The sequence below is a fragment of the Clostridium autoethanogenum DSM 10061 genome, assembly GCF_001484725.1.
In the GTDB taxonomy this organism is placed as follows: domain Bacteria; phylum Bacillota; class Clostridia; order Clostridiales; family Clostridiaceae; genus Clostridium_B; species Clostridium_B ljungdahlii.
In genome coordinates this window covers 3725189-3751415 of the sequence record NZ_CP012395.1, presented here as the reverse complement: position 1 = coordinate 3751415, position 26227 = coordinate 3725189, and the positions used below count along the sequence as shown (strand labels likewise).

Here is a 26227-nt window from a genome sequence, read left to right as displayed (position 1 = left end):
GATTATTCAATTATAGTTTTCACAGAAGAAAGATTTATCTTTACCGTTGTTCCAACACCAACCTTCGAGGTAATGGTTATTGTGTGTGAAAGTTTATCTAATATCTTTTTACAAAGATAAAGCCCTATTCCCGTTGCCTTTTTATCAGCACGTCCATTATATCCAGTAAAACCTTTTTCAAATACCCTTGGCAAATCTTCCTCTGCAATGCCTACTCCTGTATCTTCAATTACAAGCACCTTTCTAGAAGCTTCCTCCATGTATATTGATATTTTACCGCTGCTTGTATATTTTAATGCATTCCATAGTATTTGTTCAATTACAAATACCAGCCACTTTTCATCTGTCAGCACAGTACAATCCATTTCTTTTAAATCAAGGGCTATATTTTTCTTAACAAATACATGTGCATACTTTCTTATAACTTGTTTTATAATCTGAAGTAAACTATAGTTTTTAAGCACCAGATCTGATGAGGCACTATCAATCTTTAAGTATCCCAGCACCATTTCAACATACTGCTCAATTTTAAAGGCCTGCCCTAGTAATTCCTTGTTTTGTTCACTATATTCGCTTTGCAGTATTAATCTCATTGCTGCAATAGGTGTTTTAATTTGATGTGCCCATAGGGTATAATAATCTATCATTTCTGACTGCTTAATATCTGTTTTTGAAATTAGTTCCGTACTTTGTTTATAAAGTGTCTGCAAAACATTCTGATAGTCAGCTTCAATTAAATTATTAGCTGCCGGCAGTTTATCTAACCCTATGTTTATCTTTTTCTCAATAATACAAAGTTCATTATGCTTTTTATAGCACTTAATAAAATCGTAAATAATAAAAAGGAAAGCTGCAATTGATGATAAAAAGAAGGCATACAAAACTGGCTCAAGCTGCAGTGAATATAATGAAAATACTACAGCAAAGATTCCAATAAAAATGCCGTACATTATTATTGCTTTTTTATGACCTTTAACATAACATAATAAAAGCTGTAAAAAAGATTTTTCTTTCATATTATTCCACCATATATCCAATGCCTTTTTTTGTCTTAATAAAGTCACAAATACCAGCATCTGAAAGTTTTTTTCTAAGACGGGTTATATTAACAGTTAAAGTATTATCATCTATATAGCTGTCACTTTCCCAAAGCCTTGTCATAATAACATCTCTTGGAACTACTTTTTCAACATTCTCAAGCAAAATTTGAAGTATCTTAAATTCATTTTTTGTAAGTTCAATTTTTTTATTTTCATATTCGATAGCAGCACTGCTTAAATTTAGCACTACACCATTATGCTCAATTATATCCATCTTTCCGCCAAAAGAATATGTTCTTCTTAACAATGCCTGCACCTTTGCCACAAGAATATTTAAATCAAAAGGTTTGGGAATAAAATCATCACCACCCATATTTACGGCCATAATGATATTCATATTATCGGACATAGAAGAGATAAAAATAATAGGTACCCTTGATATCCTGCGAATTTCACTGCACCAATGATATCCATTGAAGAATGGTAGGGATATATCCAAAAGTACAAGATGTGGCTCAAACTTAATGAATTCTGCAGTAATGTCTTTGAAATCAGTTATAAATTCAGTTTCATAATTCCATCCACTGAGATAATTTTTCATTGACTTTGCAATTGCCATATCGTCTTCAACAATTAAAATTTTATACATATCCTACTCCCTGTACTTTTATAAATTTCCTTTTTTATTATACAATAAATCTCTATTATTTTCATATTATTTCATCTGATTTAAATATCATATTATGAGACAATGAATATAAATAGTAAAATAATACTTTATTTATCTCTTTTTCATAAAATATTCTCTTAGGAAATCAGGAAAATATGTAACCATACTATATATGAAGGGAACAGTAACTTTATAACGAGCATTAATTCGTTTTTTCAAAATTATATTACTAATAGCTTGTGCTGCTTCTTTAGGATCAGCTTGTTTTTGCTTTTTTCTATATTTATCATCTGATTTATAAAAATGTGAATAACAAGATTGGGAATTTCCCATAAGATCCCCTGAATTATCCACTAATGTATTAAAAAAATGGGTTTTCATGGGACCTGGCTCAATGACAGTGGTCTGAATATTATAGCTGTGTAATTCTAAACGCAGTGTGTCACTTAATGCCTCAACTGCAAATTTTGATGCACAATAAACCCCATTGATGGATTGAACAAATTTTCCTGAAATGGAGCCAATATTTATAATCTTACCAGATTGCTTTTTACGCATTTCTGGAATAACCTCCTGAACCATGTTAATTATACCAAATACATTTACATCAAACATACTTTTAGAACTATTTACATCAATTTCTTCTAAAGCTCCTCTAAGTGAATAACCTGCGTTATTTATAAGAATATCAATTTTATGAAATTTTGATATAACTTGATTTATTGTGCTGTGAATAGATTCTTTTTTGGTAACATCCAGTGGTAATTTTAAGAATGCAGATAAATCCTTTAAGGCTTCCACATTTCTTGCTGTTGCAACAACCGTACATCCTTTATGAGATAATATATTACAAAGCTCTCTCCCAATTCCTGTAGAGCATCCAGTAATTAAAACAACTATTTCATTTTTCATAACAATTAGCCTCCAGTAATAAAATTAACTACATCATAAATCACCTGGAGATTTCCTGCATTATCATTTGTTAAGATTTAATTTTCTTCTTATTCTGCTAAGGGACACAGGAGTTATTCCTAAATAGGATGCAAGATGACACTGCTTAACACGTTCTTCCAAACCAGGGTATGTATCAAGAAATTGTTTATAACGTTTTACACTGTCTAATAATTTAAAACTAATTGCATGCTCTTCTTTTATAACAAGTACCTTATCAATCATTTTCTTGTAGAATAAAAGTAATTGATAATTTCCTTCTACTATTTTTTCAAAATCAGAAATCTTGACTACAAGAATTTCACTATCTTCTAGTGCTTGTATACAGTACATAGATTCTTTTTGAGATAGATATGCTGCATAAGAAAATAATATATCCCCTTCTGAATAAAAATATTTTGTTACATCATTGCCTGATTTATCAATATAATAAGAACGAAAGACACCTTTAATAATAAAACTTATTTCAGTAGATTTTTCACCTTCCTGTAAAAAGAACATATCCTTTTTTAATGCCTTAATCCTAGAAATATTCCTCAGTAAAGCAATATTTTCCTCATCAAGAAAAATACCATTACTTTTTAAAAGATTCACCCATAAAATATCATTTACACTTTTATTCATGTGAAAAGCTCTCCTCTTTTAAATATTCATTTACTTAAAGCATAGCATAAATTATAAAATTTACATAGAATCTATAAAGCATTAAATTTCTTGAATATCTAAAATCATAATTATATAATAAAAACTTTATATTTACTTATTTACATGGATACCTTCATATAAAACTAGTATCGCTGCTGCCGTAAGCAGCATACCCATAAGAGCAGGCGCAGCATGTCCAAGTGCTACATATATTTGACCGCCAATGATAGGTCCAATCATTCTTGCTAAAGCTTGAATAGATTGGCTGCCTCCTTGAATCCTTCCTTGTTCACTAGAAGCAACAGATTTTGAAAGCATCCCATTGAACGAAGGACCAAATATGGAATCACCGAAACCAAATATAAACATTCCAGCAATAAAAATAGGATAAAATGAGAACAAAGCTGATGCTGCAATAAAACCGTAGCCTATAATCTCTGAAGCCATTCCAAGAACTGCTATCTGTTTATCACTGAGTTTTATCAAAAGCTTTGGCATTATTAAGCTTTGTGAAATGATATCTTGAAATCCCATAATTGAAAACATAAGTCCAATTATTGCAGGTTTCCAATTGAAGGTATCCATTGTAAATTGTGAAAAAACTGCCTGTAAAGACCCGTTAGGTATCCAAAGTAAAAATGCTGATACAAGCAGTCTTTTTAAGTTTTTTATAGAAAGTATGTTTACGAGCTGTGTAAATGGGTTAAGTCTTACAAAGGTAATCTCTTTCAGCCTATTATTCTTATCAAGACTCTCAGGCATAAAAAAGAATCCATAAACAACATTCAATATAGTTATTATTGCTCCAAAATACATTGGGACAGAATAACCAAACTTAGCAAGTAATCCACCTAAAGTTGGTCCAATAACAGTACCTACGCCTACAACTGCACTGGCCCATCCAAAGTATTTGGTTCTCTGATCTGGAGGAATGATATCTGCAAAGTATGCTAAAATAGTGCTTATGTCCCCACCTGTTACCCCATCTATTATACGTCCAGCAAATAGTATCCATAACGCTCCTCCTATACCAAAAACTAAGTACCCCACTGATGAACCCAAAAGGCATATTAAGAGCACTGGGCGGCGACCATATTTGTCACTGAAAGCTCCAAGTACTGGAGCTGCAAAAAATACGCAAATTGCATAAACAGAGGTAAGCAGCGTAACAACTATAGCTTGATCTCCAGGATTGCTTATATAAGGTTTAACTAAGAATGGAATCACAGGTGCTGCGATAGTGAAGCCTAACCCGCAAAGAAACATAGATATAATACCGAATATTAAAGCCTTTTTATCTATGGTCTGTTCTGTGTTCAATTCTTTGTATGATCTAAATATTGACATTTAAATTCTCCCTCCAAAAATTATATTTTTTGTTTCCTTGGCAACATAATCATTCTATCATTTTATTGTTTCCCTGTCAACAATAAAATAAAGCTATATGAAATCGCTGATATTCCAGCATTTTCATACAGCTCTGCTTTAAATTATTTTTTGATACAATCACACTATTGAAAATCATTTTGATCTTTTATGTCTAGACCTTGTTTCTTTATTTCTGCATCCAAGTGCCTACTATACTTTTCCATGAAGTTAAGCATCATATCTAATTGTTCCTCAGTTACCTGCTCAAATACAGATTTATCTCGCTCTTGAAACTCTTTGTGCAATCCCTCATGGACTTTATAAGTTTCCTGCCCCTGTTTAGTAAGCCTAAAATAAATTTCCTTCTTATTATCTGGCCTCTGATAGCTTTCAATTGCCCCTTTTTTTATGAGCTTCTTGGTTATTTTACTTATAGCACCCCTAGTCATATAAAAGGCTTCAGCAAGTTTTGTCACGTTAGAATCTTCATTTTCTCCAATATATTCGATACAATGCACTTCAGAAGACGTATATTCTTTAAGACTAGCTTCCATCTTAAACTTATTAAGTGAAACCATTTTATTATATACATCACTAAAACCCTTTATGATATGTTCCGCTTTATTCCTGTTCATGGTTTGTCCTCCCATCTGTTGACACATTAACAATATTATATTAGACTTTTGTTTCTATTTCAACAATATTCAAATCCATCTATTTTTAAACAATTTACCATTTTAACTGTTAAAATTAGTTGCTCACGCAGATTTGGGGAAAAAAACTTTTTATCATAACTTTACTTCAAAAGAAGATGTGCTAGAATCCTATCTCAAAAATTTATTGCTTCACAATATTTTTAAAAGTATTGACCCTAACATTATGTCATAGTGTAATATATAATCAAGGGTTAAAAATACTAATAAAATTCATGCCGGCAGAGTATTAGGCAGTATTAAAGCTCTAAAATCAAAGTTTGAGGTTAAGTTATGAGAACAGTAAAACAAGTTTCGGATTTAACAGGAATAAGCGTGCGTATGCTGCACCACTACGATAAAATTGGATTATTAAAACCAACTAAATTGACAGAAGCAGGCTATAGGCTTTATGACGATGAAGCTCTTGAAACTCTGCAGCAGATTTTATTTTTTAAGGAACTTGATTTACCACTAAAGGAAATTAGAGAAATCATAACAAGTCCTCACTTCGATAAGATGGAAGCTCTAAAAAATCATAAGAAACTAATCATTTTAAAACGAGATAGATTAGATGGTTTGATAGAGCTTATAAATAAAACCTTAAAAGGAGCGAATACAATGAGTTTTAAAGAATTTGATATGAGTGAATATTATAATGTATTAGAAGAATTCAAGAAAGAAAATAAAGATAGAGTAATTAAAAACTGGGGTAGTATAGATAAATTTGATGAAATGATTGAAACAATGAAAGCTAATGAAGCTGAAATTGCTAAAAGCGCTATAAAGCAATATGGAAGTATTGAAAGATATGTTGAGGCTGCAAAGAAAAATCTCAACAATAGTGTTATGCAGAATATAGCAGAACAATATGATAAATTTAAAAAAGACTGCTTGGAAAAGAAGCACCCAAAATTAGAAGAACTATATAAAAAGCTTGTATCTGACCTAAGTAAAGATTCTTCTTCAAAGGAAATCCAGCAAATTGCTGAAGAAATAACAAATACAGCTAAAAAAGATTATGAAATTTTTAAAGGTGATAAGGGAAACGATCGGTGGTACTATATGTCAAAGAGTTATTTACTAAATCCTGAGTGGATAGAAGACTTCGATAAAAAATATGGCAGTGGTGCGTGCAAATTCATTGGAGAAGCTCTAAAATTTTATTTAAAAGATTATCAACCTAAACTGGAGAAACTATATGAAAAGCTTGCATCTGATTTAAGCAAAGATCCTTCTTCAAACGAGATTCAAAAAATTGTTTCTGAAATTGCAGATACATACAAAAAACAGCATAAAGCTTTAAACGTAGATGTGGGAGATAACTTTTTGGGAACTATGGCTGATCTTTATTCAAAGCCTGCATATATCAAAGTCTTTGATGAGAAACACAAAAGTGGTTCCTCTAAATTTATTGGAGAGGCCCTAAAATTTTATTGTGAAAATAGTAAGTAGTGAATTTATCAAATGGGTATGGGATATACAGAAATATCCTATGCCCATTATTTTAGCCCTTTAAACAAGGTTTCATTCTAATTACACTTATTTCCATAGTTCAAAGATTATGCAACAAGAGATGGTGAATTTACACCATCGCCAACCATTATAACTTTATTTCTATAATCTTATTTATCCTGCTTTCAGAGTTTAGCTTTTTAACTTAAAATATAATTGAACCTTTAAACAATTCAATTATATTTTAAACTTTAATATAAGATTGTTTAAATGCCCAACACTCTCTTCTAAATTATCCATTTCGTTTTTCACATTATTGGCGTTATTTTCTATTTTTGATATCTTATCTACAACTTCACTTGTTCCTACTGCACCTTCATTAGTTATTTCTGCTATTTCATTTATTGACTCTGATACAGTTTTCATTGATGTTAAAAGTTGCTTTGAAGTTGAACTTAGATCTGATACTAGATTGTTAACATATACTGCATCCTTATCATAATTTTCTCCAACTATAACTGTGTCATCATAACTACTTAAGACCTTTGTCTCAATATATATCAATGTTTTTGTAGAAATATTCACAAGATTATTTACAGCTTCAGATGTTCTATCAATCGTATTCTGTATCTCATTTACAGTCATTTTTGAATTTTCTGCTAGTTTTCTTATTTCTTCAGCTACAACAGCAAAACCTTTTCCTGCTTCTCCTGCCCTTGCAGATTCTATACTCGCATTTAAAGCCAACAAATTAGTTTGAGAAGATATATCTGAAATTACACCAGTTAATGTTTTAATTTTTTCAGTCTCTTTTATTTTCTCCAATGCTTCACTCATCATGTTTCTAATTTTTAAGCATGTTTCATTTGCTTCATTTTTAAGCTTAATAGAATTTTCTTTCAAAGTAACTGCTTTAGTACTTATCTTGCCAGCTGACACAGCTCCATCCTCTGCTTTATCAGCTATATTTTCTACTGATCTTTCTATTTCTCCTGAAACAATATTTATTTCTTCCGTTGATGATGCTGTTTCTTCAACATCTGCAGATAACTCCCCAATTATTTTAGATATTTCTTGTATTTTTAAATTCAAAGAATATAAATCTTCATTTACAGCATCAGTACTACCATGAACCTTCTTAGCTTCTAAAACAACTCCTCTCACAAAACTTTTAACTTGTGACGACATTTCATTTAACGTATCCGCCAACAAACCAATTTCATCCCTGGAATTCAATTTAATTTCCTGCATATTAATTTGTCCATTTTTATCTTTTTTAAAAGCTTTTACCAATTTAACAATAGGATCAGATATTTTTTTGCTTAGAACTACGGAAATTAAGAAAACCATAAGTAATGAAACAACGATAAAAGCTACTGCAGTATTAATATTCCTATATAAATTATTTCTAAGTTCTTCATTTTTTGAATCAATAACTGAATTAATATCATCAACATAATTTCCAGTGCTTATAATCCAATTCCAAGGCTTAAACAATTTGGAATATACTCTTTTAGGAACCAATTTATTAGTTCCAGTTTTCTGCGGCTTATTCCACATAAAATTTGTATATCCGGAATTTTTATCATCTCTTGCTGCACTTATAATTTCTTTCATCAATTCAGTACCATTTGAATCTTTAACATTAATTCGATTTGTTCCTTCTTCTTTGGGCTGCATAGGATGTGCCACAAGTATTCCATTTGTATCATCAATCCAAAAATATCCATTTTTATTGTATCTCAAATTCTTAATAGCTTTTTTTGCTTCTTCTTGTGCTTCTTCTTGACTTAATTTTCCTTCTTTATATAAATCATAATATGTATTCAAAACACTCTCAGCTGTTTCTACTTCATTTTTTATCATTTTATTATAGTCATCAAACAATGTGGTGCGTAGAGTTGATATTTCACTTTTATCCACTTGGATAAGATTATTTATATTATATACTCCAGCAAGTATAATAAATAATGAAGAAGTAATCAAAAATGTTAGTAAAATTTTATGTCTTATTTTTTTCATGTCAACACCTCTTTCACATATAAATTGATATAATAACGTTATACTGATAATGAATATCATTATCAGTATAACGTTATTATATACCTCTTTTTATAATATTTCAATGATTCTTAACCAAAATTTTCTTTTACTATATGCAGTCAATATATTCTTTATATCAATTCATTTTTAAGTTCACCGCTTCATTTAATATAATAAAATCAACAAGTCAATATAACTCCCCTTACTTGACAATAAAAAATAGCTGCTCTATACTTAGTAAGTACTTACTAAGTAATAAACATTTAGATTACAGGAGGATAAAATTGAAAAGTAATTCAAAATCAAGGATGAGCCGTGAAGAAAGAGCAGAACAAATTGTAAGCATTGGAAAAGAACTTATGTTAAAAAAGGGCTATAGTTTTACCGCCAAAGATATTGCAAATGCTATTGGAATTAGTGAAACTATGATATACTGCATTTTCCCTAATAAGAAGAAAATAATTGAAGCTATATATTCTAAAATTTTCACTTCAGTAGAAATTTTAGGAATTCCCAAAGAAGCAAGTGAAAATTATCGAAATGAACTCATAGATTATTTTATATTCTTCTATAAAAATGTTACCGAAAGAAACATGTTAGAGTTTCATTATCTCTATGCTATGGATAAATCCGGAAACAGACCAGATCTTTCTCTACTTGAAAAATCAGCTCCAAATTTAAATGGTCCTCTAGAAAACTATATAATTTCAGGTATAAATAAAGGTTACTTCAGAAAAGTTAATACAGAATCTGCAGCAGAATTCATATATAGTGCTTTTTTCAATTTTGTTTTTTTTCATGAACTCTTTTTAAGAGAAAAACTTTCTGATGAGGAACTAAAGTGTAAAATTAGTACGTTTATAGACCTTTTCATAAATGGAATAAATAAAATTTAATTAGGAGATGTTTAATTTGAAAAAAATATTGTTTACACCAGGAATAGCCTCTATTGAAGCTTTGGGTAGTATAACCAGATTAATTGCTATAGCAGACGAAATTAAAAAAAAGCAGCAAGACTGCAGCATACTATTTAGAGCTGCAGGAAGAGAAGCGGACTATGCCGCAGCCTGCGGATATAAGGTTATACAAGGATATAAGCCACCTATACCAAAATTATGGCAGCAAAAAAATTATAATACTGTTAAAGAAAGTTCACACGCACATAAATTTTCTATTAGCAGCTTATGTGATGTAATAAGATTTAAAGGCCTTATTTCCAAGGAATATGTACAAAATACCTTTAAAGAAGAAATGACACTAGTGCAAAATTTTAAGCCAGATCTAATATTCGGAGAATTTGAAACTGTGATGCCTATAGTTGCAAAGAAAATGGACATACCATATTTTTGTACTGGCGGTACTCCAGGTAAAACAGATTTCTGTTATTTTGGATTTTCTAATAAAGCTGATGAAATATATGCTGAATATTATAATGAGCTTCTAAAAACTTTAAATTTAAAAACTATCAAAAATATATGTGAGCTTAATCAAGATTATAATTCCAATAAAATTTTTGTTCCAAGCATACCTGAGCTTGAGGATTTAAAAGACAGTTCAAAATATATATTTTTAGGCTCAATAATACCTAAAAATTTTATAAAATCCAACTTCAATTTTGAAAAAAAGCGTCCATTAATATATGTGTATTTAAGTGCAGGAGCAATAACTCCAGATATGTACCAAAAAATAATTTTAGATACTTTCCTAGGTTCAGAATTCGATGTTATAGTTACAGCAGGAGGAAACCCTAGATTTAAGGATAGTATAAACTCTAATACTGGAAATGTACACTTTATGAATATGGTTCCATCAGACAAAGTCCTAAAAATAGCAAATATTGCTATTCATCATGGTGGTCAAAATACAACAGTACAATGCATTGAAAATGAAGTACCTGCAATTATTTTTCCTGGGAAACATTTTGAACGCTACTTTAATGCTGAGAAGGCTTCTGAAATAGGTTGTGCATTAAATCCTGGTATATATAATTTCAATAAAGAATTTCTTTTAAAAATGTGTACAAAAATTATTAAAGATAATACATTTAAACAAAATCTTAAAATATATTCAGATAAAATAAAAAGCTTGGGAGGTGCAGCTAAAGCTGCAGATTTTATATTAAATTATTAAATTCATATTATCAAACGAGGCTGCTTTTTCAAAAATCACATCTTATAAGACGTATAATTGCGCTGCAATTTTGCTATAAAAATCATTTTTTCAGCAGCCTTCATAAAACTGAGTCAAAACATCACATAAATTTTAAAATTGCCAGGAAGCAGATCTTAATTACACTTCAGCCATATGCTTATATATCTTACCTTTTTTAACTAATTTACTAGGTTTCCCCTGTTCAGCAACAATGCCATCCTTCAATACTACAATTTTGTGGGCACCTGCTACTGTTCTCATTCTATGTGCAATAATAAGTACTGTCTTATTTTGAATAAGCCTTGACAGTGCTTCCTGTATCATAGTTTCATTTTCAACATCCAGTGAAGCTGTTGCTTCATCTAACAATATAATTGGTGCATCCTTTAGAAATGCTCTAGCAATAAATATCCTTTGTCGTTCACCACCAGAAAGTTCAGAACCATTTTCACCAATCATTGTATTCCAGCCTTCTGTCAGCTTTCCTACGAATTCATCACAATGTGCAAATTTTGCAGCCTGTATAACTTCTTCATCTGTTGCATTTTTTCGTCCAATGCGATAGCCAATTGGAGAAAAACAATTATCACCTACTTTGTACAATAAGCCACCCATCTGAAAAATTCTCCTATATTTTTAAAAGAAACTATATTACACAATAATTCTGTCAGCTTACCAAACTTCCTATAAAACAAATTAAATGCTAGAAATGGAATCCACTGCTTTTTAGACTTTGGTAATCTTTTCACTATATTTTTAAACGTATACACCTCTTTATATATCCATAAATAGCCCTTGTATAATTCTTCTGCTGTCATATTCTTAGGTTTATATACCACATGTGCAGTATTATAATTTGACAAATTAAAATCTACAATTCTATTTTCCTCCATTAATGATGAATATAACTTTGTACCAGGATATGGGGTAAGTATATGTGAAGTCACAGTTTCTATCTTATTTTTAACTATCCATTCCAATGTATTCTTAAATACAGAAACATCATCTTCATCTAATCCGAAAACAAAACTTGCATTTATCATTATTCCCCTTTTATGGATTTCCTCTACGAGCTTCTCATATCGCTTTACACTATTTTGTACCTTGTGAACACTATCTATTGACTTACTATTTATGCTTTCAAAACCTATAAATAGACTTTGACAACCAGCTGCCTTCATTTCATCTAATAATTCAGGCATGTCTACTATATTGGAAGTAACCGCTGCGTTCCACTTTAGCTTAAGTGGTTTTATTTCCTTCAATAATTTTTTTGTCCATTTAGGATTTCCAATAAAATTATCATCAATAAACATTATATGCCTTGTTTTTAATGCATTTATATCTCTAATTACATCATCTATAGGTCTATTAATATAAGTTTTAAGTACACTTTTGCAACTATTATAGCAGAAATCACATTCAAAAGGACATCCTCTGCTTGTACTAATTATATTAGTATATAAATACTTTTTATTATCAATACTGGAATAGTCAGGTGATACTATTTCTTTCCCAGCAATGTTTTCCATATCATAATATATCTTCTTAAGTGAATTATTTTCTTTATCTTCAAGGATTTTTACCCAAACTCTCTCAGCCATTCCTACAGATATTGCATCAAAACTATTAATAACACTCTCTGGATCTGCTGTAATATGTATGCCACCTGCAATTACTGTAACATTGCGATTTTGAAACTCCTTTGAAATTTCCACTGCCCTATTCATAACATCTACAGTAACAGTTATTGCTACTAAATCTACAGGTTCATCAAAATCTATCTTTTCAACATTTTCATTCTCAATAATAACTTCATGCTCTTTTGGAGTGAGATTTGCTATTGTAAGTAATGCTAATGAAGGAGCCATCCTAGTTTTTAACTTTGTATCCATAGGCCTTGGCAGCATTTTCGGTTGAATTAATTTAATCTTCATACATTATCTCCTTAAACAAATTTTATTCAATATTTAACTAATCTACTTGCAGTACAGAGCATTCCATTTATCCATCATTTCTGTATTCTAAAATATCACCTGGTTGGCATCCCAAAGCTTTACATATTCCTTCTAAAGTTGAAAATCGAATAGCTTTTGCCTTTCCATTCTTTAGTATAGAGAGATTTGCCATAGTTATTCCAACTTTCTCTGAAAGTTCAGTTACGCTCATTTTTCTTTTAGCTAACATCACATCTACATTAATTATAATGGCCATATATCACCTCAAACTGTTAAGTCATTTTCTGATTTTATATTTATAGCTTCTTTTAAAAGCTTTTGAAGAACGGCAGCAAAAACTGCAATCACAATGGATGCAAAAGTAAAAATAATTGGAAATGCTACAAGACCTGGTGCATCATCTGCATCTGCTATGGGAAATAAGAGTGGTATTAGTGCTGCATACAAAATACTAATTGTAATTGCACAATATTTTATATACTTTAAAGCATTTACAGATAACTCTGAGAAAGCTTTGTTCTTGTCAATATAGCTTAAAAGTTTTAATGCCTGATACAGAGCAAAGAAAAACGATATTGCTGTGGTATACACACCTGCTAAAATGGGATAAGACAAATAATTTACAAATCCAGGTAACCAAAATATGCACAAAGCAAGAACTGGACTTCCAATAAAAATAACAGCTATCTTTAAAAAAATTGTTGATTCTAGTTTCATAAAAAGCACCTCACTTTTAATTCTTGTGTATAAGATAACATGCTTTTTATTGTTTTTCAATAAAAACTTATTGATTTCCGCTATGTATTTATTGTTGTATTTGAGATAACTAAACTACACATCAATTATTTTACAGTAAATAGGAGCAGTTCTGATTTATACAAAAATGTTTTATATAAATTTAGATTTAGAGGTACAATTCCTACATTCTATTTTACTTCTGAAACTACAATTAAATTCATAAAGACCATGTTTAAAACTATAGGAAAAATTTCTATACCACAAAATGCAAAATATATTTTTAAAATTTGGACTTTCAATTGTAAAGACTCCATTTGTGCAAAGGTATATTCCCGAAAAGATAAAAAATATGTAAATGCAGATATGCTTAAAAATCTTTCAAGTTGCATTGATATTTTAAATGAGTACAAAGATTTAAAGATTGTAGGCGTTCAGTCAAAGGACGTCAATCATATTAGTAACCGATACAGGCATGGCAATTTTAATAATTTGTTTAGGGATTTTAGCCTTATCTAACAATTTAAATATATATATACTATTCCTTCTTCAAATATTTATTTCTATTATGGACAGCATTTTCCTAGCATCATCTACAGCAATCCTTCCAGAACTGGCGGGTGAAGAAAAACTTATGAGAGCCTACATCCATCAGAGGTGGAAGTGATACAATTTCAATGATTATAGGACCTTCTATCGGAGGTATAATATGCCGAACTCTTTGGAATTCAAACAGTATTTTATTTAAATGGACTGTCACTTATAATATCTGCAATTTGTTCATTTCTCATAACTTATAAGAATATAACCTATGAATGTCAACCTTCAAAGGATGGTTCCAATTGAAATGAGGACACGGTTCTTTTCCATAATAGGGGTTTTCTGCCTGGGAGCTGTTCCATTTGGATCATTAATTTGCAGATTTGTTTTAAGCAAATTTGCTTACCAATATGTACTTTTTATTGTAGTTACAATATTTTTGATTGCAACTTTAATTTTTATGGCAAGAGCAGTGCCCAAAGTATATGAACCAAATGCATTAAAAGTTCAAATATAGGGTTTCTAGAGGAATGGGTATAGATTTGTGAAAGAACCAAATCTATACCCATTATTTTTCTATAACATATTTTGCAATCATCATCTTAGACAATAAATTTATACATTTAGTATCAATTGAGTAGGTTTATATCCTTTAAGAATTAGCCGCCTTATTTTTTTCTTTATTAAATCATATCTATTAAAAATCACTTTAGCATTTTCTACATCATGGTAAACCTTCCAATAGCCTATCATTTTACATTTTATACTAGGACAATCTACAAACGTTATTACATCTTCTATAGGATATCCTAGAAATACGCCTATCTCGTGTGGACATATTTTCTGAAACCTTTTACTTAAATGGCATAAACATTGGTTAAGATCCATTTCATTTGTATATCCAAATCTATTTAGAAAATCTATATTTTTTTGACACTTTATACTTGTCTCCAACATTTTATCGTTATAGAATAATACTGTTATATTTTTTTATTCCTTCTCAATTCAAAAAAACTAATCCTTAAATTTTCTTTTATTCTATCCTTATATTTTTCCCATATTAAATTTAGCTTTCTTCCATTATCACTAAATATAATAAGGGAGGCTATTTTTTGTCTTTTTAAAGTTGGAGCACAATGGCATATTATCACATACAATAAGTATTCAAAATCATTATACTCATTAATTATATTAAAAAATTTATTTACCTGTTCTCTACTCATAAATAACCTCCCCTATATTTAAAAATTTTTATTTTTCTGCTAATGCCTCGCCTAGTTTTTCACATTTTTCTAGTCCATCATCATCCGGTTCTTCATTTATTATAAGGCTTTCTTCTACGAGATTTGCTCCGTACTCCTTCATCTGATCTTCCCAGTTAGTCATCCAATCTCCGCTACCCCAACCATATGAACCAAATAGAACAATATCTTTATCTTTAATATCATGTAAAATAGATTTTATAAATGGTTCCATTTCATTTTCTTCAAGCTGTTCATCACCCATTGCAGGGCATCCAAAGGCAACAATATCTGCACCTGACACATCTTCTACACTTGCTTCGCCTACACCAACAAGTTTAACATCTACATTTTCACTTTTGGCTCCTTCTCGTATTGCTTTTGCCATAGTCTCAGTATTTCCTGTACCACTCCAATAAATAATTGATATTTTTTTCATAACTTAATCCTCCTTATAATCAGTTTTATTTGTTGACTATCATTATCAATATAAAAGCAATTTTTATCCAGCAACTACTGCTTTTCCCTTCTCCGTAAGCTTCCACAAATCTATGCTTATATTGTCTTTACCACTGCAGCAACTTTTTTTCTTTTTTGAATCGCAGCATCCACAATCACAACCTGATGAAGCATTCATATTATCTCGCTTTATATATCCAAGTCTTTCAAGCTGCGATATCATTTGCTCAACCAGGCCTTCATCTATTCCAAGTTCTTTAGCCATAATTTTATTTGAATACAGTCCTCCTTTTGAAAGTCTCTTCAAAATTTTCATAATCATAAAAATCATCCTTTCGTATTTCTTTTTAATGATATTAATATTCATTCTCATTAAAAGTGTAATTTAAACAAATCCCATCAATCTTCCTACCTGGTATACTATTACTGCACATATCCATCCAATTGCACAAGTATACCCTACTGCTGCCCATGTCCATTTACTTGAATTTGTTTCACTTTTTACTGCTCCTATAGTTGCAACACATGGTACATATAAAAGGCACATTACCATAAATGACATTGCTGTAAGCGGTGTAAAAGTATTTTGTATTGCATGGAAGAGATGTACTCCTTCCTCTACTCCATAAATTGTTCCAAAAGTACCAACAACGGCTTCTTTAGCTGCAAATCCTGTAATAAGTGCAACTCCTGCCTGCCATGTTCCAAAACCTGCCGGTTTAAATATAGGAGCTATTAATGATCCTAATCTTGCTAATATAGTTTTGTCTTGTGGTGCACCTGCTGGTAAATTAGTAAGAATCCAAACAACTATACATACAACTAAAATAACGGTTCCTGCCTTCTTTAAAAAGTGACTTGATTTTTCCCACATATGAATTAAAATTCCTTTAAGAGTTGGTATACGATATGGAGGTAATTCCATAACAAAATATGAATTTTCACCTTTAAATACTTTTGAACTAAAAAATTTCCCCATCAATATTGCAACTGCAATACCTAAAGCATAGAGTATAAATACAATAAGTCCGCCTTCACTAAATATACCTACTGTTTTGTTTGCAAAGAATGCTCCAATAAATAATCCATAAATTTCAAGCCTTGCCGGACATGAAATGAAAGGACTTATTAAAATAGCTATCATTCTATCCTTCTTGTTTTCAAGAGTTCTTGCCGACATTATTCCTGCAACATTACAACCTGATCCAATTATAAGTGATACTGCTGTTTTACCATGGAGCCCAACTGCATGCATGAGCCTGTCCATTACATAAGCAGCTCTTGCCATATATCCGCTGTCTTCCAGAAGGGATATTAAGAAAAACATTATCAAAATCATAGGCATAAATCCAAGTACTGAACCAACACCACCAAAAATACCATCTCTAACAAAATCGCCCAAAAGTCCAGGTGCCCCTATATGTTGAAGTCCAAAATCCACGCTAGCTCCAAGCTTACCTATCCAGTCATTTACTAAATCAGCAAGTGGGCCATTACCAAGACCTATTGAAATCTGATAAACACCAAACATTATAAGTGCAAATATAGGTATTCCAAGCCATTTATTGGTAATTACTTTATCTATTTTATCCGAAACAGTTTCTTTAACAACTGTATTTTTCTTTACACTATCTTTAACAACACTGCTTATCTTTTCATACCTTTTGTCAATTATAAAAGCATCCGGCTCATAGCCAATAGACTTAGTAATTTTTTCTATACTATTTTGAACCTGTTTCTTTATTGCATTTGTTTTTACTTTCTCACCCACATATTTATTTATATATTCATCATTTTCTATAAGCTTTAATGCCGTCCAGAAAGATGGATATTCAAGAGCTGCAGCTGCTTCTGAAAAAGCAAGTTCTATTTTTCCTGTTTCTCTTTCTACTTCAGCACCATAATCAATTTTATATAAATTATACTCTTTTAAATCTCCAAGCTTAACAGCTTCACTTATTAACCCATTTATTCCCTGACCTTTAGTTGCTACTGTTGGAACTGCTGGTATTCCAATAGCACTGGATAATTTTTTCGCATCGATTTTTATATCTTTATTTTTAGCTTCATCCATCATATTAAGTGCTAAAACTACTTTAGCTCCAGTTTCAAGAATCTGCATCGTAAGATATAAATTTCTTTCAAGATTACAGGAATCTACTACATTAATAACCACATCAGGTTTTTCTTTAAGTATAAAATCACGAGCTACAACTTCATCCTCTGAATATGCCCCTAAACTATACGTTCCTGGCAAATCAACTACTGTTATATCTCTACCTTGAAATTTTAATTTTCCCTCTTTTTTCTCAACTGTAACACCCGGCCAATTCCCTACATGCTGTCTTGAGCCTGTAAGTTCATTAAATAAACTAGTTTTACCGCAGTTAGGATTGCCCGCTAAAGCAATAACCAAATTTTTATTCATCATCAAGCCTCCAATATATTAACTTTAAACTTCTCTAACCATAACTTTTTGTGCCATTGAACGCCCAAGTACAAGCCTGGTTTCACCAAGTTTTACTACCAAATGTCCTATGTCATTATTCATTATTTTAATTATAGTTCCTTTACTAAGTCCCATTTCCATAAGCTTCTTGCACATAATTTCACTGCCAACTACATCTTTTATTTCGGCGCTTCTCCCCATTGAAACAGCATTTAACGGCATATTGCTTTCAATCATATGAATCACCTCCTAACAAATTTTTTATACTAGCTCTACTAAAATATCTTTTGCTTCATTTTTTCTTAAACTTAAGCTGTATCCTCTAACCTGAAGTTCTATTGGATCACCCATGGGTGCTTTTCCTGCTACAACAATTTCAGTCCCTCTTACAATACCCATGTCCATAATTTTTTTTCTTACTTTACTTTCAGGTAATATTTGAACTACCTTAACTCTTGATTTAATTTTGACTTCATTAAGTCCTATACTATTGGCCATAATATCACTCTCCTAAAAATAGTACAATTTTTATGTACAATATTTGCAATTGATATTGATAATCATAATCAATTATATTATATATATTAGTACTTACTTCTAAATATGTCAATAGCATATTTGCTTTATATATTCTATTTGAAGTTTGTAAAAATTCATAAAAATAAAGATGGCAGCTACCACATAGCGCCATCTTTATTTTTATGAATTTGTTTTTTCTATATAGTGACAATTAACATCTATATGGTTTAAGAATAACAACAATCTTTCATAAAGCGGATTAACTTTATCACCATACTTTGCTTCTAAATTTTCTCCAATAGCTTTTACAGTTTTCTTTCCATCTATCTGTAAAAACACATAACTTGAATATTCGTCCAGAGTAATTTTTTTGTATTCTGGAATTCTAAATTTAATTTTTCTAAAGAACTTTTGAATCTTATGATCTTGTTTTTCAAGTATAGTCACAATGCTGTCTTCATCTACCTCATATTCTAAATTATCAGAGATTTTAAATATTATATTTAATACCTCTTCGTTGTTATTCGGCATTTTTTTCCTTACTCTTCATTATAGGTATTATGGAAGCTATTATTAACGCTGCTAATACTACATATCCCATTCCATTAGAAGCAGCAAATCCACTCGGTTCACCTACTTTTACAACTTTTAATACATTTATAAGTATTATGCCTACAAGTCCTATTATGGAACCACCAGCAACGAGTCCAGAAGATAAACTTATACCATTAGAAACTCTGGCTTCTTTTTGTTTTTCACTTTTAGAAGTCTTTTCTACAAATAGACGAACAAATGCGCCTATTAATATTATGGCATTTGTAGATATTGGCAAATAGAATCCTATTGCAATTGTCATTACAGGAAGTTTTAATAAGAATAAAGTAACTCCCATAACAATACCAACAATTATCATAACCCAAGGCAAACTACCTGACATTATACCACCCGTTAATGTTGACATTAGATTAGCTTGAGGTAATGCAAATGGTACGTTATCACCAGTCATTGCAAGTTGACTTGAAAGTAATAGTATAACACCAGTAACTACTGCAGCACCAACTATACCAGCTATAGTAAAGTATTTTTGCATTTCATTTTTGTCACCACCAATTAGGAAAGTAACTTTTTGTGATTGACAGTAACCACCAGCTGCAGATATAGCGGTAACTATAAATGTACCAAATAAAAGTAAAGATCTGTTATTTACAGAACTTTTCCATCCCATTGTAACAAATAATAATGTTACAATAACTATAGAAGCTATAGTCATACCGGATACAGGAAGATTTGAAGTTCCTATAGTACCAGTTAAACGACCAGAAACTATAACAAATAGCATTGACAACAACAGTGATAAAATAGAAGCTATTATTGCCATTAGTATATTACCACCAGATATCATGAAGCCACCTACGAATCCTATTATTATACCACCAAATAATATTAAATTTTCAGCAGATGAACTACCAGAACCCTTTGAAGACTTGGCACCAAGAGTTTCCTTTACAGAAGATACTATAGTTGGTATAAGTTTTATAGCACCTATAAAACCGCCAGAAAGCATCATACCTGCTCCGATATATTTTACATAACTGCCTGTTATATCCTTAACTTGCATGGCACTTAAAGCAACATGTGAATTATTCCATACAGTTGCACCGCCTTTTCCAAGAGAAACGAAATAACCTATTAAAGGTGTAACAGCAAAGTTAGATAATATAGAACCAGCAAACATAGTTAAGGAAACATCTATGCCAACTATAAATCCTATACCTAATAATAGAGGGTTAGCTTCAACTTCAAATTTCCACTTATAAAAAGACTCGTTTACATAGCTTATAACATCATTAGCTACATTTAAGAATGAACTAGTAAAAACAGTTATAATACCACCTATTCCAAAGCCTATTCCCATATACTTTACTGATTCTTTAGCACCTTCTGAAGCAACAAGTGTTTCAGATATGGCCATTGACTCAGGGTACATTAATTTACCATGTTCTTCAATTATTAAATAATTGTAAACAAGAGAAGCTATTCCTATTCCAAATAAAACTCCTCCTACACCAACAACAAAGCCTTCCAAGAAAGAAAATTTTGAACCTATTAAAATTATTGCAGGTAAAACAAATATCATACCACTAGCAATTGATTCTCCACCACTTGACATACCTTGGACCAAATTTTTGCCAAGGATACCTTTCTTTTTAGCAAATATAGCTATAAATACAGATCCTATTATAGATCCAGGTATACCAGCAGCAACTGTAAGCCCTGATTTCATACCTGAATAGGCAGTAGATGCTGCAAATAGTACAGCTAGAATAATACCGATTGTTAATACAGCAACATTTCCACCAGATTTAGAGCCATCGGATATGTAAGGAACATAGTCTTTACCAGCTACGCCGCCATATGCATCTTTAGATAACTTTTTATTCATTATATGTACCTCCTTTTATATTTTACAATCATAATTATAGCATAATTGATGTCAAAAATGCACTTTTAAATTTTTATAAATAAAAAGATTTGTTTATTAAATAAATTAAAATGGCTTTTAACTTGCAATAGTGATGCTATTTATGATCAACGATAACAAATTATTTATAATGTTTTTATTGGACGTGCTCTCACAAAACTTATATAGTACAAATATTATATGACTAAGAAGTGTATTTTTCATAAGAAAATACCTTAATAGGAGACGTGATAAAAGTGGAAAATTATAAAAATTCAATTCTTTTGCCCAATCCAATAACTCAAGTGGCTGATATGCCTTATGCCTTATATTTATCACTTCAAGGAAAGTACTTTGTAGGATATGCAGATGATATGAAATTTCAAGATAAAAATATAGCCTGGGCAGGATTAGTAAATCCAGTTAATTCTAGAGTAAATCTTCATATATATGTTTGGACTGTTACAAATGTGGGAAAGTCGCCATTAACAGCGCGGATATGGTTTAATGCAGAACCATCTGGTGAGCCTGTTAAATCAGAATTGGTGACACCTTCCAACACTGCTTTTAAGACATTACCAATACCAAGAGTAAATTTACTTCAAGCAAATAATGCACTTAATGAGCCCTATGATGGAGACAATGTATTTACAAGGAAAGTTACTCCGGAAGTTACAATTGCAAGTGAAGAAGTTGGTAAATTTATATTTCCACCAGGAGGATCATTTATTATTTCCTTGTCAAATTTAGAAGAATCAAATGAAATTGGAGAAGGTCGAGTCGCTTTTGGATGGTCGGAAGAAAAAATTCAAGAAATCAAATAGAGAATAGGAGGCATTATCTCAAATGGGAAGCTGCAATAACAACAAAAAATCAGTTCTTTTAGCAAATCCAATAACTCAAGTAGCCAGTATGCCATATGCTTTGTATCTATCACTTCAAGGAAAATATTTTGTTGGGGCTACAGATGAACTAGAATTTGGGAATGGTAAAAGTGCATGGGCAGGTTTATTCAATCCTAATAATTCAGGTGTTAACTTACATGTTTATTCTTGGCAGGTTTCAAATACAGGAAAATCAGCAATAAGAGCCCAAATATGGTTTAATAGTCAGCCATCAGGAAATGCAATAAGAGTTACAACAGTAATTCCTGGCAATACAGCTCTTTGTCCACCGCCTAAACCCAAAATAGGATTATTTGAGGCAATTAATGTAATTAATGAGCCCCTTGGAGGTAAAAAAGCTTTCGTTAGAAGAGCTCTTCCAGACGTTACAGTTGGTGATGAGGAAGTGGGAAAGTTTATATTTCCTCCTGGAGGATCATTTCTAATTTTCTTATCAAACCCTGAAACTCCTAATCAGTCTGCTGCAGCAACTGTAGATTATACATGGTGGGAAGAAAAAATAATATGTTAGTAAACATCAGGCGGAGTTTTAAACTCCACCTGATGTTTATTAACAGGATTCTTATTCAATTTCATTTGAAATTGCCCTAACTTTAAACTTCTCATCACATACATCTTCAGCATACACTTCAATTTCTGACCCAGTTATGATAACATTATATAGACTTAAATATGCAAAGGAGTTACTATGTCTGAAAGCACTGAAAATAAAAATGTAGTTCAATCTATTATTGAAAAAATACAAAATATGATATTACATGATGAATTGAAAATTGGCGATAAATTACCGCCTGAAAGACAACTAACAGAAATATGGAAGGTTGGACGTCCAGCTTTAAGAGAAGCTTTAAAAGCTCTCGAGATAATTGGCTTAATCGAAAGGAAGCATGGTCAGGGAAACTTTATATCTAACAATATTAATGACAGTTACTATAAGCCGCTGTCCATATCCTTTAAATTGAGCAATGGGAGTATTCAAGACTTATTTGATCTTAGAGAAGTCCTGGAATCTTCCTCTGTAAAAGCTACTGCCAAAAATGCCTCAAAACAAGACATAAAAAAATTGTATAAAATATATAAAAACATGATAAATGAAAATGATGAAAGTAAAAAAGCAGAATTTGATAAAGAATTCCACTATGAAATCATTAAATTGTCAGGTAATGAATTATTTATCACTACATGGAACAGTCTTTCCTACTTAATGGATATTTTTATTGACAAAACCGTGAATATTTCAATATACGAAGAAAAATCTATACATAATATATACGAAGAACACTTATGCATCCTTAAAGCTATAGAAAGCCACAACCCCAATGGTGCCGAAGAGGCTTTAAAGAATCATCTTAAAAAAATAGATATGGAATTGCTTAAGAAAATGAATTAAGAATTAATAGTTATGAATTAATAGTTAATATAGATTTTTTGCGACGGCTAAAAATCATCCTTCACTATTAATTTTTCATTATTAATTCTTAACTTAAACATAATTTTCAATTACTAATAATCTATTAATGTATATAAATCTAACTTTAAATTAGAAACTCTATAATTTTACAGTTACATTTCCAGCACTGTACCTGGATTGAGAATATTATTCGGGTCAAATACCCTTTTTATGCTTTTCATAAGCTCAATTTCTGCTTTCGACTTCTGAAAAGTTAAATCCCTTATTCTTAACTTTCCTATGCCGTGCTCGCCGGTTAAAGTACCGCCATATTTAAAGCAGAGTTTGTACATTTTCATTTTAAGTTCTTCTAGATATTCAGGATTTTTACCATCCACCATATAAATATCATTATGTACATTTCCATCAGCCAAATGTGCTGTTATATAAGACTTTGTACCGTAGGAATCCACAAGCTTCCACAAATCATTTAAAAAATCAGGCATATATCCTGCCGGAACTGCCATATCAAAGGAATAGGCAATATTCTCCTTTATTACTTCATAACTGCCGCTTCTTATGGCAAGCATTTCAGCCTGCTCCTTTTTAGTACCTGCAAATACAGCTTTACTTGCATTATATTTCTTGCATACATTATTAATTATTTGGCAGGAAGCGTATAGTGCTTCCTCACTTTTCTCTGATAAAATAATAAGAAGATCAGCCATGCCCTTATCAAGAGGCCAGTGAAGTCCAAGTATTTCGGCAGATTTTACATTTAAATATCTGTCCTGATATTCTACTGCAAGTGGAGCAACTCCATTTTTCATAATTTCGAGAACTGCATTTGAGGCATCACTTATATTTTCGAAAGCTAGCACTATGGAAGCCGTGAACTTATCTTCAGGATACAATCTAAAAGTAATCTTTGTTATAATGGCAAGAGTTCCTTCACTTCCCATAATCAATTGTAAAAGGTTATATCCTGTATTATCCTTAAGTAATTTCCCTCCAAGGTTTAGTATTTCACCATTTGGGAGAACTACTTCAATACCTTTTATATGATTTCTCATAATACCGTGCTTTACAGCTCTTGCTCCGCCTGCATTGGTTGCAACCATACCTCCCATTTGTGCTCCCTCGTCTCCAGGGTGCACAGGAAAACATATTCCGCTGTGCTTTTCCAATTCTTCAATCAGCTGAGCCAGTGTAACACCTGCTTCAACTACTGCCATCATATTTTTCTCATCTATTTCAACGATTTTATTCATTCTTTCCATTGAAATTACAATACTTTCTTTTATTGGACTAGCACCTCCACAGAGTCCTGTCCCACCACCGTGTACTACAATAGGAATTTTGTTTTCACCTGCATATTTTACAATTTCAGATATTTCCTTTGAATTAAGCGGCTTTACAACTATCGAGTCCATATTTACCTTAGGTCTTACATTATGTTCTATTTCATCATACATATAAGATAACTTTTGCTCAGGATTTGTTATTACAAAGTCGCTGCCAACAGTATTTATTAAATAATCAATTGTTCCTTGTTCCATCACCAAGCCTCCTTTATTTACTTGAGTTTATTTTTTCAATCATTTTCGGAATAACTTCATATAAATCTCCTACATATCCGTAGTCTGCAATATTAAATATGGGTGCAGAAGGATCACTGTTAATGGCAACAATAACTTCTGATTCCTTCATACCTGCTATATGCTGTGGAGCACCGGATATACCACAGGCTATGTAAAGCTTTGGTTTTACCCTGTTTCCACTGTAACCTATTTGATGGGTACTTCCAATCATTCCTGTATCTACAAGAGCCCTTGATGCTCCAATTTCGCCGCCAAGTAATGAAGCAAGTTTATGAAGCATATGTAAATCTTCTGCTTTTTTAATTCCCCTGCCAGCAGCAACTACAACTTCTGCTTCTGTAATATCAAAATTTTCTTCCTTAAACTTCTGTATCCAGCTTACTTTGTCATATGACCTAACATAAGGTTCTATTACTGAAACATTTATGTCCTTTTTTTCATTTCTCTCTGCCTCATTAAATTCTTTGTACCTCACTGTAGCCATTTGGGGAAAACCTTTGGATTTTATATGAGCAAAGATATTATTACTAAAGGCTGGCCTAACTTGTATAACTTTTCCATCTTCATCCATTTTTAAATCCGTACAATCTGCCGTAAGCCCTATTTTCAAAGCTGCTGCAATTCTAGGTGCAAGAGAACGTCCAAAATTAGTAGCGCCTATTAATATTGTTTCTGGTTTGTATTCTTTCACAAATTTAACTATGTTCTCCTTAAACAGATATTCTTCCGGATTTTCAAAACATCCATCTTTCATGTAAAATACTTTATCTGCTCCGCAGTAATTCAGCTCTTTAACATCTATGCCTTCATCTCCAAGAACCAGACAGTATAGAGGTGAATTACTCTGTTTGCAGAGTTCCTTTGCTTTATTAATGAGGTCGTAACTTACTTTGTGTATAATGCCTTCATTTTGTTCCACATAAATGAGAATACCCTTATAATCTTTCATGTTGT

At 31.4% G+C, this 26227-nt stretch carries 29 protein-coding genes and 1 pseudogene; 8 read left to right on the top strand and 22 right to left on the bottom strand.

Annotation, left to right across the window (positions count from 1 at the left end; translation table 11 throughout):
• Nucleotides 1-2: 2 nt before the first annotated feature.
• From CLAU_RS17130 to CLAU_RS17105, 6 genes are all read right to left on the bottom strand, one after another.
• Nucleotides 3-1016, bottom strand: coding sequence for a sensor histidine kinase (locus tag CLAU_RS17130; RefSeq protein ID WP_023163181.1), 1014 nt, complete (start codon nucleotides 1014-1016; stop codon nucleotides 3-5).
• A gap of 1 nt (nucleotide 1017) precedes the next feature.
• Nucleotides 1018-1689 (bottom strand): response regulator transcription factor, encoded by a 672-nt coding sequence (locus CLAU_RS17125; RefSeq protein ID WP_013238082.1) that lies wholly within the window; start codon nucleotides 1687-1689, stop codon nucleotides 1018-1020.
• 132 nt (nucleotides 1690-1821) lie between these two features.
• Complete coding sequence (locus tag CLAU_RS17120) at nucleotides 1822-2622, bottom strand: SDR family oxidoreductase (RefSeq protein WP_013238081.1); 801 nt, start codon at nucleotides 2620-2622, stop codon at nucleotides 1822-1824.
• A 63-nt stretch (nucleotides 2623-2685) separates the two neighbouring features.
• Complete coding sequence (locus CLAU_RS17115; protein WP_023163180.1) at nucleotides 2686-3285, bottom strand: Crp/Fnr family transcriptional regulator; 600 nt, start codon at nucleotides 3283-3285, stop codon at nucleotides 2686-2688.
• Between the two features lie 132 nt (nucleotides 3286-3417).
• Entirely contained in the window at nucleotides 3418-4653 is a 1236-nt protein-coding gene (locus CLAU_RS17110; protein ID WP_013238079.1) for an MFS transporter, read from the bottom strand.
• A gap of 164 nt (nucleotides 4654-4817) precedes the next feature.
• Nucleotides 4818-5309, bottom strand: coding sequence for a MarR family transcriptional regulator (locus CLAU_RS17105; RefSeq protein WP_023163179.1), 492 nt, complete (start codon nucleotides 5307-5309; stop codon nucleotides 4818-4820).
• 106 nt (nucleotides 5310-5415) lie between these two features.
• On the opposite strand from CLAU_RS17105, the gene CLAU_RS21515 reads away from it, so the two are divergent.
• Together CLAU_RS21515 and CLAU_RS17100 are read left to right on the top strand one after the other, a co-directional pair.
• Nucleotides 5416-5562 carry a TetR/AcrR family transcriptional regulator gene (locus CLAU_RS21515; RefSeq protein WP_081442043.1) on the top strand — a complete coding sequence of 49 codons (147 nt, stop codon included), beginning with the start codon at nucleotides 5416-5418 and terminating at the stop codon, nucleotides 5560-5562.
• Nucleotides 5563-5660: 98 nt separating this feature from the next.
• On the top strand, nucleotides 5661-6821 hold the full coding sequence (locus CLAU_RS17100; protein ID WP_023163178.1) for a MerR family transcriptional regulator: 1161 nt from the start codon (nucleotides 5661-5663) through the stop codon (nucleotides 6819-6821).
• A 237-nt stretch (nucleotides 6822-7058) separates the two neighbouring features.
• Here the strand turns inward: CLAU_RS17100 and CLAU_RS17095 are convergent, their stop codons facing one another.
• Nucleotides 7059-8843, bottom strand: coding sequence for a methyl-accepting chemotaxis protein (locus CLAU_RS17095; RefSeq protein ID WP_023163177.1), 1785 nt, complete (start codon nucleotides 8841-8843; stop codon nucleotides 7059-7061).
• 305 nt (nucleotides 8844-9148) lie between these two features.
• Between CLAU_RS17095 and CLAU_RS17090 the strand changes: the two genes are divergently transcribed.
• Nucleotides 9149-9760, top strand: a complete 612-nt coding sequence (locus CLAU_RS17090) for a TetR/AcrR family transcriptional regulator (RefSeq protein WP_013238075.1) — start codon at nucleotides 9149-9151, stop codon at nucleotides 9758-9760.
• A gap of 16 nt (nucleotides 9761-9776) precedes the next feature.
• Entirely contained in the window at nucleotides 9777-10994 is a 1218-nt protein-coding gene (locus tag CLAU_RS17085; protein ID WP_013238074.1) for a nucleotide disphospho-sugar-binding domain-containing protein, read from the top strand.
• Between the two features lie 159 nt (nucleotides 10995-11153).
• Here CLAU_RS17085 and CLAU_RS17080 read toward each other — a convergent pair.
• The 4 genes and pseudogenes from CLAU_RS17080 to CLAU_RS17065 all read right to left on the bottom strand — a co-directional run.
• A pseudogene (locus CLAU_RS17080) lies at nucleotides 11154-11576 on the bottom strand (ATP-binding cassette domain-containing protein); the annotation flags it as partial.
• Nucleotides 11577-11605: 29 nt separating this feature from the next.
• Nucleotides 11606-12952: a B12-binding domain-containing radical SAM protein gene (locus CLAU_RS17075; RefSeq protein WP_023163175.1), complete on the bottom strand. Its 1347-nt coding sequence runs from the start codon at nucleotides 12950-12952 to the stop codon at nucleotides 11606-11608.
• Between the two features lie 67 nt (nucleotides 12953-13019).
• Nucleotides 13020-13229 (bottom strand): helix-turn-helix domain-containing protein, encoded by a 210-nt coding sequence (locus tag CLAU_RS17070; RefSeq protein ID WP_013238071.1) that lies wholly within the window; start codon nucleotides 13227-13229, stop codon nucleotides 13020-13022.
• 8 nt (nucleotides 13230-13237) lie between these two features.
• Nucleotides 13238-13690 (bottom strand): DUF2975 domain-containing protein, encoded by a 453-nt coding sequence (locus CLAU_RS17065; protein ID WP_013238070.1) that lies wholly within the window; start codon nucleotides 13688-13690, stop codon nucleotides 13238-13240.
• 829 nt (nucleotides 13691-14519) lie between these two features.
• Here CLAU_RS17065 and CLAU_RS17060 point away from each other — a divergent pair.
• Entirely contained in the window at nucleotides 14520-14765 is a 246-nt protein-coding gene (locus CLAU_RS17060; RefSeq protein ID WP_013238067.1) for a hypothetical protein, read from the top strand.
• Between the two features lie 98 nt (nucleotides 14766-14863).
• Here the strand turns inward: CLAU_RS17060 and CLAU_RS21260 are convergent, their stop codons facing one another.
• The 9 genes from CLAU_RS21260 to CLAU_RS17020 all read right to left on the bottom strand — a co-directional run bounded on the left by CLAU_RS21260 (nucleotide 14864) and on the right by CLAU_RS17020 (nucleotide 21359).
• Nucleotides 14864-15205 carry a DUF3793 family protein gene (locus tag CLAU_RS21260; protein ID WP_013238066.1) on the bottom strand — a complete coding sequence of 114 codons (342 nt, stop codon included), beginning with the start codon at nucleotides 15203-15205 and terminating at the stop codon, nucleotides 14864-14866.
• 23 nt (nucleotides 15206-15228) lie between these two features.
• Entirely contained in the window at nucleotides 15229-15471 is a 243-nt protein-coding gene (locus tag CLAU_RS21255; protein ID WP_023163174.1) for a Protein of unknown function DUF3793, read from the bottom strand.
• A 28-nt stretch (nucleotides 15472-15499) separates the two neighbouring features.
• Complete coding sequence (locus tag CLAU_RS17050; protein ID WP_013238065.1) at nucleotides 15500-15928, bottom strand: flavodoxin; 429 nt, start codon at nucleotides 15926-15928, stop codon at nucleotides 15500-15502.
• 63 nt (nucleotides 15929-15991) lie between these two features.
• The gene (locus CLAU_RS17045) at nucleotides 15992-16270 is read right to left on the bottom strand and encodes a winged helix-turn-helix transcriptional regulator (RefSeq protein WP_013238064.1); all 279 of its coding nucleotides are present in this window, start codon (nucleotides 16268-16270) and stop codon (nucleotides 15992-15994) included.
• A 63-nt stretch (nucleotides 16271-16333) separates the two neighbouring features.
• Nucleotides 16334-18379 (bottom strand): ferrous iron transport protein B, encoded by a 2046-nt coding sequence (feoB, locus tag CLAU_RS17040; protein WP_013238063.1) that lies wholly within the window; start codon nucleotides 18377-18379, stop codon nucleotides 16334-16336.
• A 21-nt stretch (nucleotides 18380-18400) separates the two neighbouring features.
• Nucleotides 18401-18634 (bottom strand): FeoA family protein, encoded by a 234-nt coding sequence (locus CLAU_RS17035; RefSeq protein WP_013238062.1) that lies wholly within the window; start codon nucleotides 18632-18634, stop codon nucleotides 18401-18403.
• A gap of 24 nt (nucleotides 18635-18658) precedes the next feature.
• A complete protein-coding gene (locus CLAU_RS17030) occupies nucleotides 18659-18895 on the bottom strand; it encodes a FeoA family protein (RefSeq protein ID WP_013238061.1) in 237 nt (78 codons plus the stop codon).
• A gap of 201 nt (nucleotides 18896-19096) precedes the next feature.
• Nucleotides 19097-19447, bottom strand: coding sequence for a PqqD family protein (locus tag CLAU_RS17025; RefSeq protein WP_013238060.1), 351 nt, complete (start codon nucleotides 19445-19447; stop codon nucleotides 19097-19099).
• Nucleotides 19437-21359, bottom strand: coding sequence for an OPT family oligopeptide transporter (locus tag CLAU_RS17020; protein ID WP_013238059.1), 1923 nt, complete (start codon nucleotides 21357-21359; stop codon nucleotides 19437-19439). The genes CLAU_RS17025 and CLAU_RS17020 overlap by 11 nt, the downstream gene beginning before the upstream one ends.
• Before the next feature lie 275 nt (nucleotides 21360-21634).
• Between CLAU_RS17020 and CLAU_RS17015 the strand changes: the two genes are divergently transcribed.
• The 3 genes from CLAU_RS17015 (at nucleotide 21635) to CLAU_RS17005 (ending at nucleotide 23672) form a co-directional block, all read left to right on the top strand.
• Nucleotides 21635-22201 (top strand): DUF6143 family protein, encoded by a 567-nt coding sequence (locus CLAU_RS17015; RefSeq protein WP_013238058.1) that lies wholly within the window; start codon nucleotides 21635-21637, stop codon nucleotides 22199-22201.
• Nucleotides 22202-22223: 22 nt separating this feature from the next.
• Complete coding sequence (locus CLAU_RS17010; protein ID WP_013238057.1) at nucleotides 22224-22793, top strand: DUF6143 family protein; 570 nt, start codon at nucleotides 22224-22226, stop codon at nucleotides 22791-22793.
• Nucleotides 22794-22970: 177 nt separating this feature from the next.
• Nucleotides 22971-23672, top strand: a complete 702-nt coding sequence (locus tag CLAU_RS17005; protein WP_013238056.1) for a FadR/GntR family transcriptional regulator — start codon at nucleotides 22971-22973, stop codon at nucleotides 23670-23672.
• Nucleotides 23673-23845: 173 nt separating this feature from the next.
• Here CLAU_RS17005 and CLAU_RS17000 read toward each other — a convergent pair whose 3' ends face one another.
• Together CLAU_RS17000 and CLAU_RS16995 are read right to left on the bottom strand one after the other, a co-directional pair.
• Nucleotides 23846-25231 carry an FAD-binding oxidoreductase gene (locus CLAU_RS17000; protein WP_013238055.1) on the bottom strand — a complete coding sequence of 462 codons (1386 nt, stop codon included), beginning with the start codon at nucleotides 25229-25231 and terminating at the stop codon, nucleotides 23846-23848.
• A gap of 13 nt (nucleotides 25232-25244) precedes the next feature.
• Nucleotides 25245-26222: an electron transfer flavoprotein subunit alpha/FixB family protein gene (locus tag CLAU_RS16995; RefSeq protein ID WP_023163172.1), complete on the bottom strand. Its 978-nt coding sequence runs from the start codon at nucleotides 26220-26222 to the stop codon at nucleotides 25245-25247.
• Nucleotides 26223-26227 lie beyond the last annotated feature (5 nt).

Coding starts and splice junctions, on each gene's coding strand:
- CLAU_RS17115 (WP_023163180.1), bottom strand. CDS start 3,285: ATGAATAAAAGTGTAAATGATATTTTATGGGTGAATCTTTTAAAAAGT.
- CLAU_RS17060 (WP_013238067.1), top strand. CDS start 14,520: ATGAATGTCAACCTTCAAAGGATGGTTCCAATTGAAATGAGGACACGG.
- CLAU_RS17005 (WP_013238056.1), top strand. CDS start 22,971: ATGTCTGAAAGCACTGAAAATAAAAATGTAGTTCAATCTATTATTGAA.
- CLAU_RS16995 (WP_023163172.1), bottom strand. CDS start 26,222: ATGAAAGATTATAAGGGTATTCTCATTTATGTGGAACAAAATGAAGGC.
- CLAU_RS17050 (WP_013238065.1), bottom strand. CDS start 15,928: ATGAAAAAAATATCAATTATTTATTGGAGTGGTACAGGAAATACTGAG.
- CLAU_RS17110 (WP_013238079.1), bottom strand. CDS start 4,653: ATGTCAATATTTAGATCATACAAAGAATTGAACACAGAACAGACCATA.
- CLAU_RS17100 (WP_023163178.1), top strand. CDS start 5,661: ATGAGAACAGTAAAACAAGTTTCGGATTTAACAGGAATAAGCGTGCGT.
- CLAU_RS17000 (WP_013238055.1), bottom strand. CDS start 25,231: ATGGAACAAGGAACAATTGATTATTTAATAAATACTGTTGGCAGCGAC.
- CLAU_RS17075 (WP_023163175.1), bottom strand. CDS start 12,952: ATGAAGATTAAATTAATTCAACCGAAAATGCTGCCAAGGCCTATGGAT.
- CLAU_RS17045 (WP_013238064.1), bottom strand. CDS start 16,270: ATGATTATGAAAATTTTGAAGAGACTTTCAAAAGGAGGACTGTATTCA.
- CLAU_RS17030 (WP_013238061.1), bottom strand. CDS start 18,895: ATGGCCAATAGTATAGGACTTAATGAAGTCAAAATTAAATCAAGAGTT.
- feoB (WP_013238063.1), bottom strand. CDS start 18,379: ATGATGAATAAAAATTTGGTTATTGCTTTAGCGGGCAATCCTAACTGC.
- CLAU_RS17020 (WP_013238059.1), bottom strand. CDS start 21,359: ATGAATAAAAAGTTATCTAAAGATGCATATGGCGGCGTAGCTGGTAAA.
- CLAU_RS17125 (WP_013238082.1), bottom strand. CDS start 1,689: ATGTATAAAATTTTAATTGTTGAAGACGATATGGCAATTGCAAAGTCA.
- CLAU_RS21260 (WP_013238066.1), bottom strand. CDS start 15,205: ATGTTGGAGACAAGTATAAAGTGTCAAAAAAATATAGATTTTCTAAAT.
- CLAU_RS17105 (WP_023163179.1), bottom strand. CDS start 5,309: ATGAACAGGAATAAAGCGGAACATATCATAAAGGGTTTTAGTGATGTA.
- CLAU_RS17025 (WP_013238060.1), bottom strand. CDS start 19,447: ATGCCGAATAACAACGAAGAGGTATTAAATATAATATTTAAAATCTCT.
- CLAU_RS17070 (WP_013238071.1), bottom strand. CDS start 13,229: ATGGCCATTATAATTAATGTAGATGTGATGTTAGCTAAAAGAAAAATG.
- CLAU_RS17095 (WP_023163177.1), bottom strand. CDS start 8,843: ATGAAAAAAATAAGACATAAAATTTTACTAACATTTTTGATTACTTCT.
- CLAU_RS17130 (WP_023163181.1), bottom strand. CDS start 1,016: ATGAAAGAAAAATCTTTTTTACAGCTTTTATTATGTTATGTTAAAGGT.
- CLAU_RS17010 (WP_013238057.1), top strand. CDS start 22,224: ATGGGAAGCTGCAATAACAACAAAAAATCAGTTCTTTTAGCAAATCCA.
- CLAU_RS17035 (WP_013238062.1), bottom strand. CDS start 18,634: ATGATTGAAAGCAATATGCCGTTAAATGCTGTTTCAATGGGGAGAAGC.
- CLAU_RS21255 (WP_023163174.1), bottom strand. CDS start 15,471: ATGAGTAGAGAACAGGTAAATAAATTTTTTAATATAATTAATGAGTAT.
- CLAU_RS17065 (WP_013238070.1), bottom strand. CDS start 13,690: ATGAAACTAGAATCAACAATTTTTTTAAAGATAGCTGTTATTTTTATT.
- CLAU_RS17120 (WP_013238081.1), bottom strand. CDS start 2,622: ATGAAAAATGAAATAGTTGTTTTAATTACTGGATGCTCTACAGGAATT.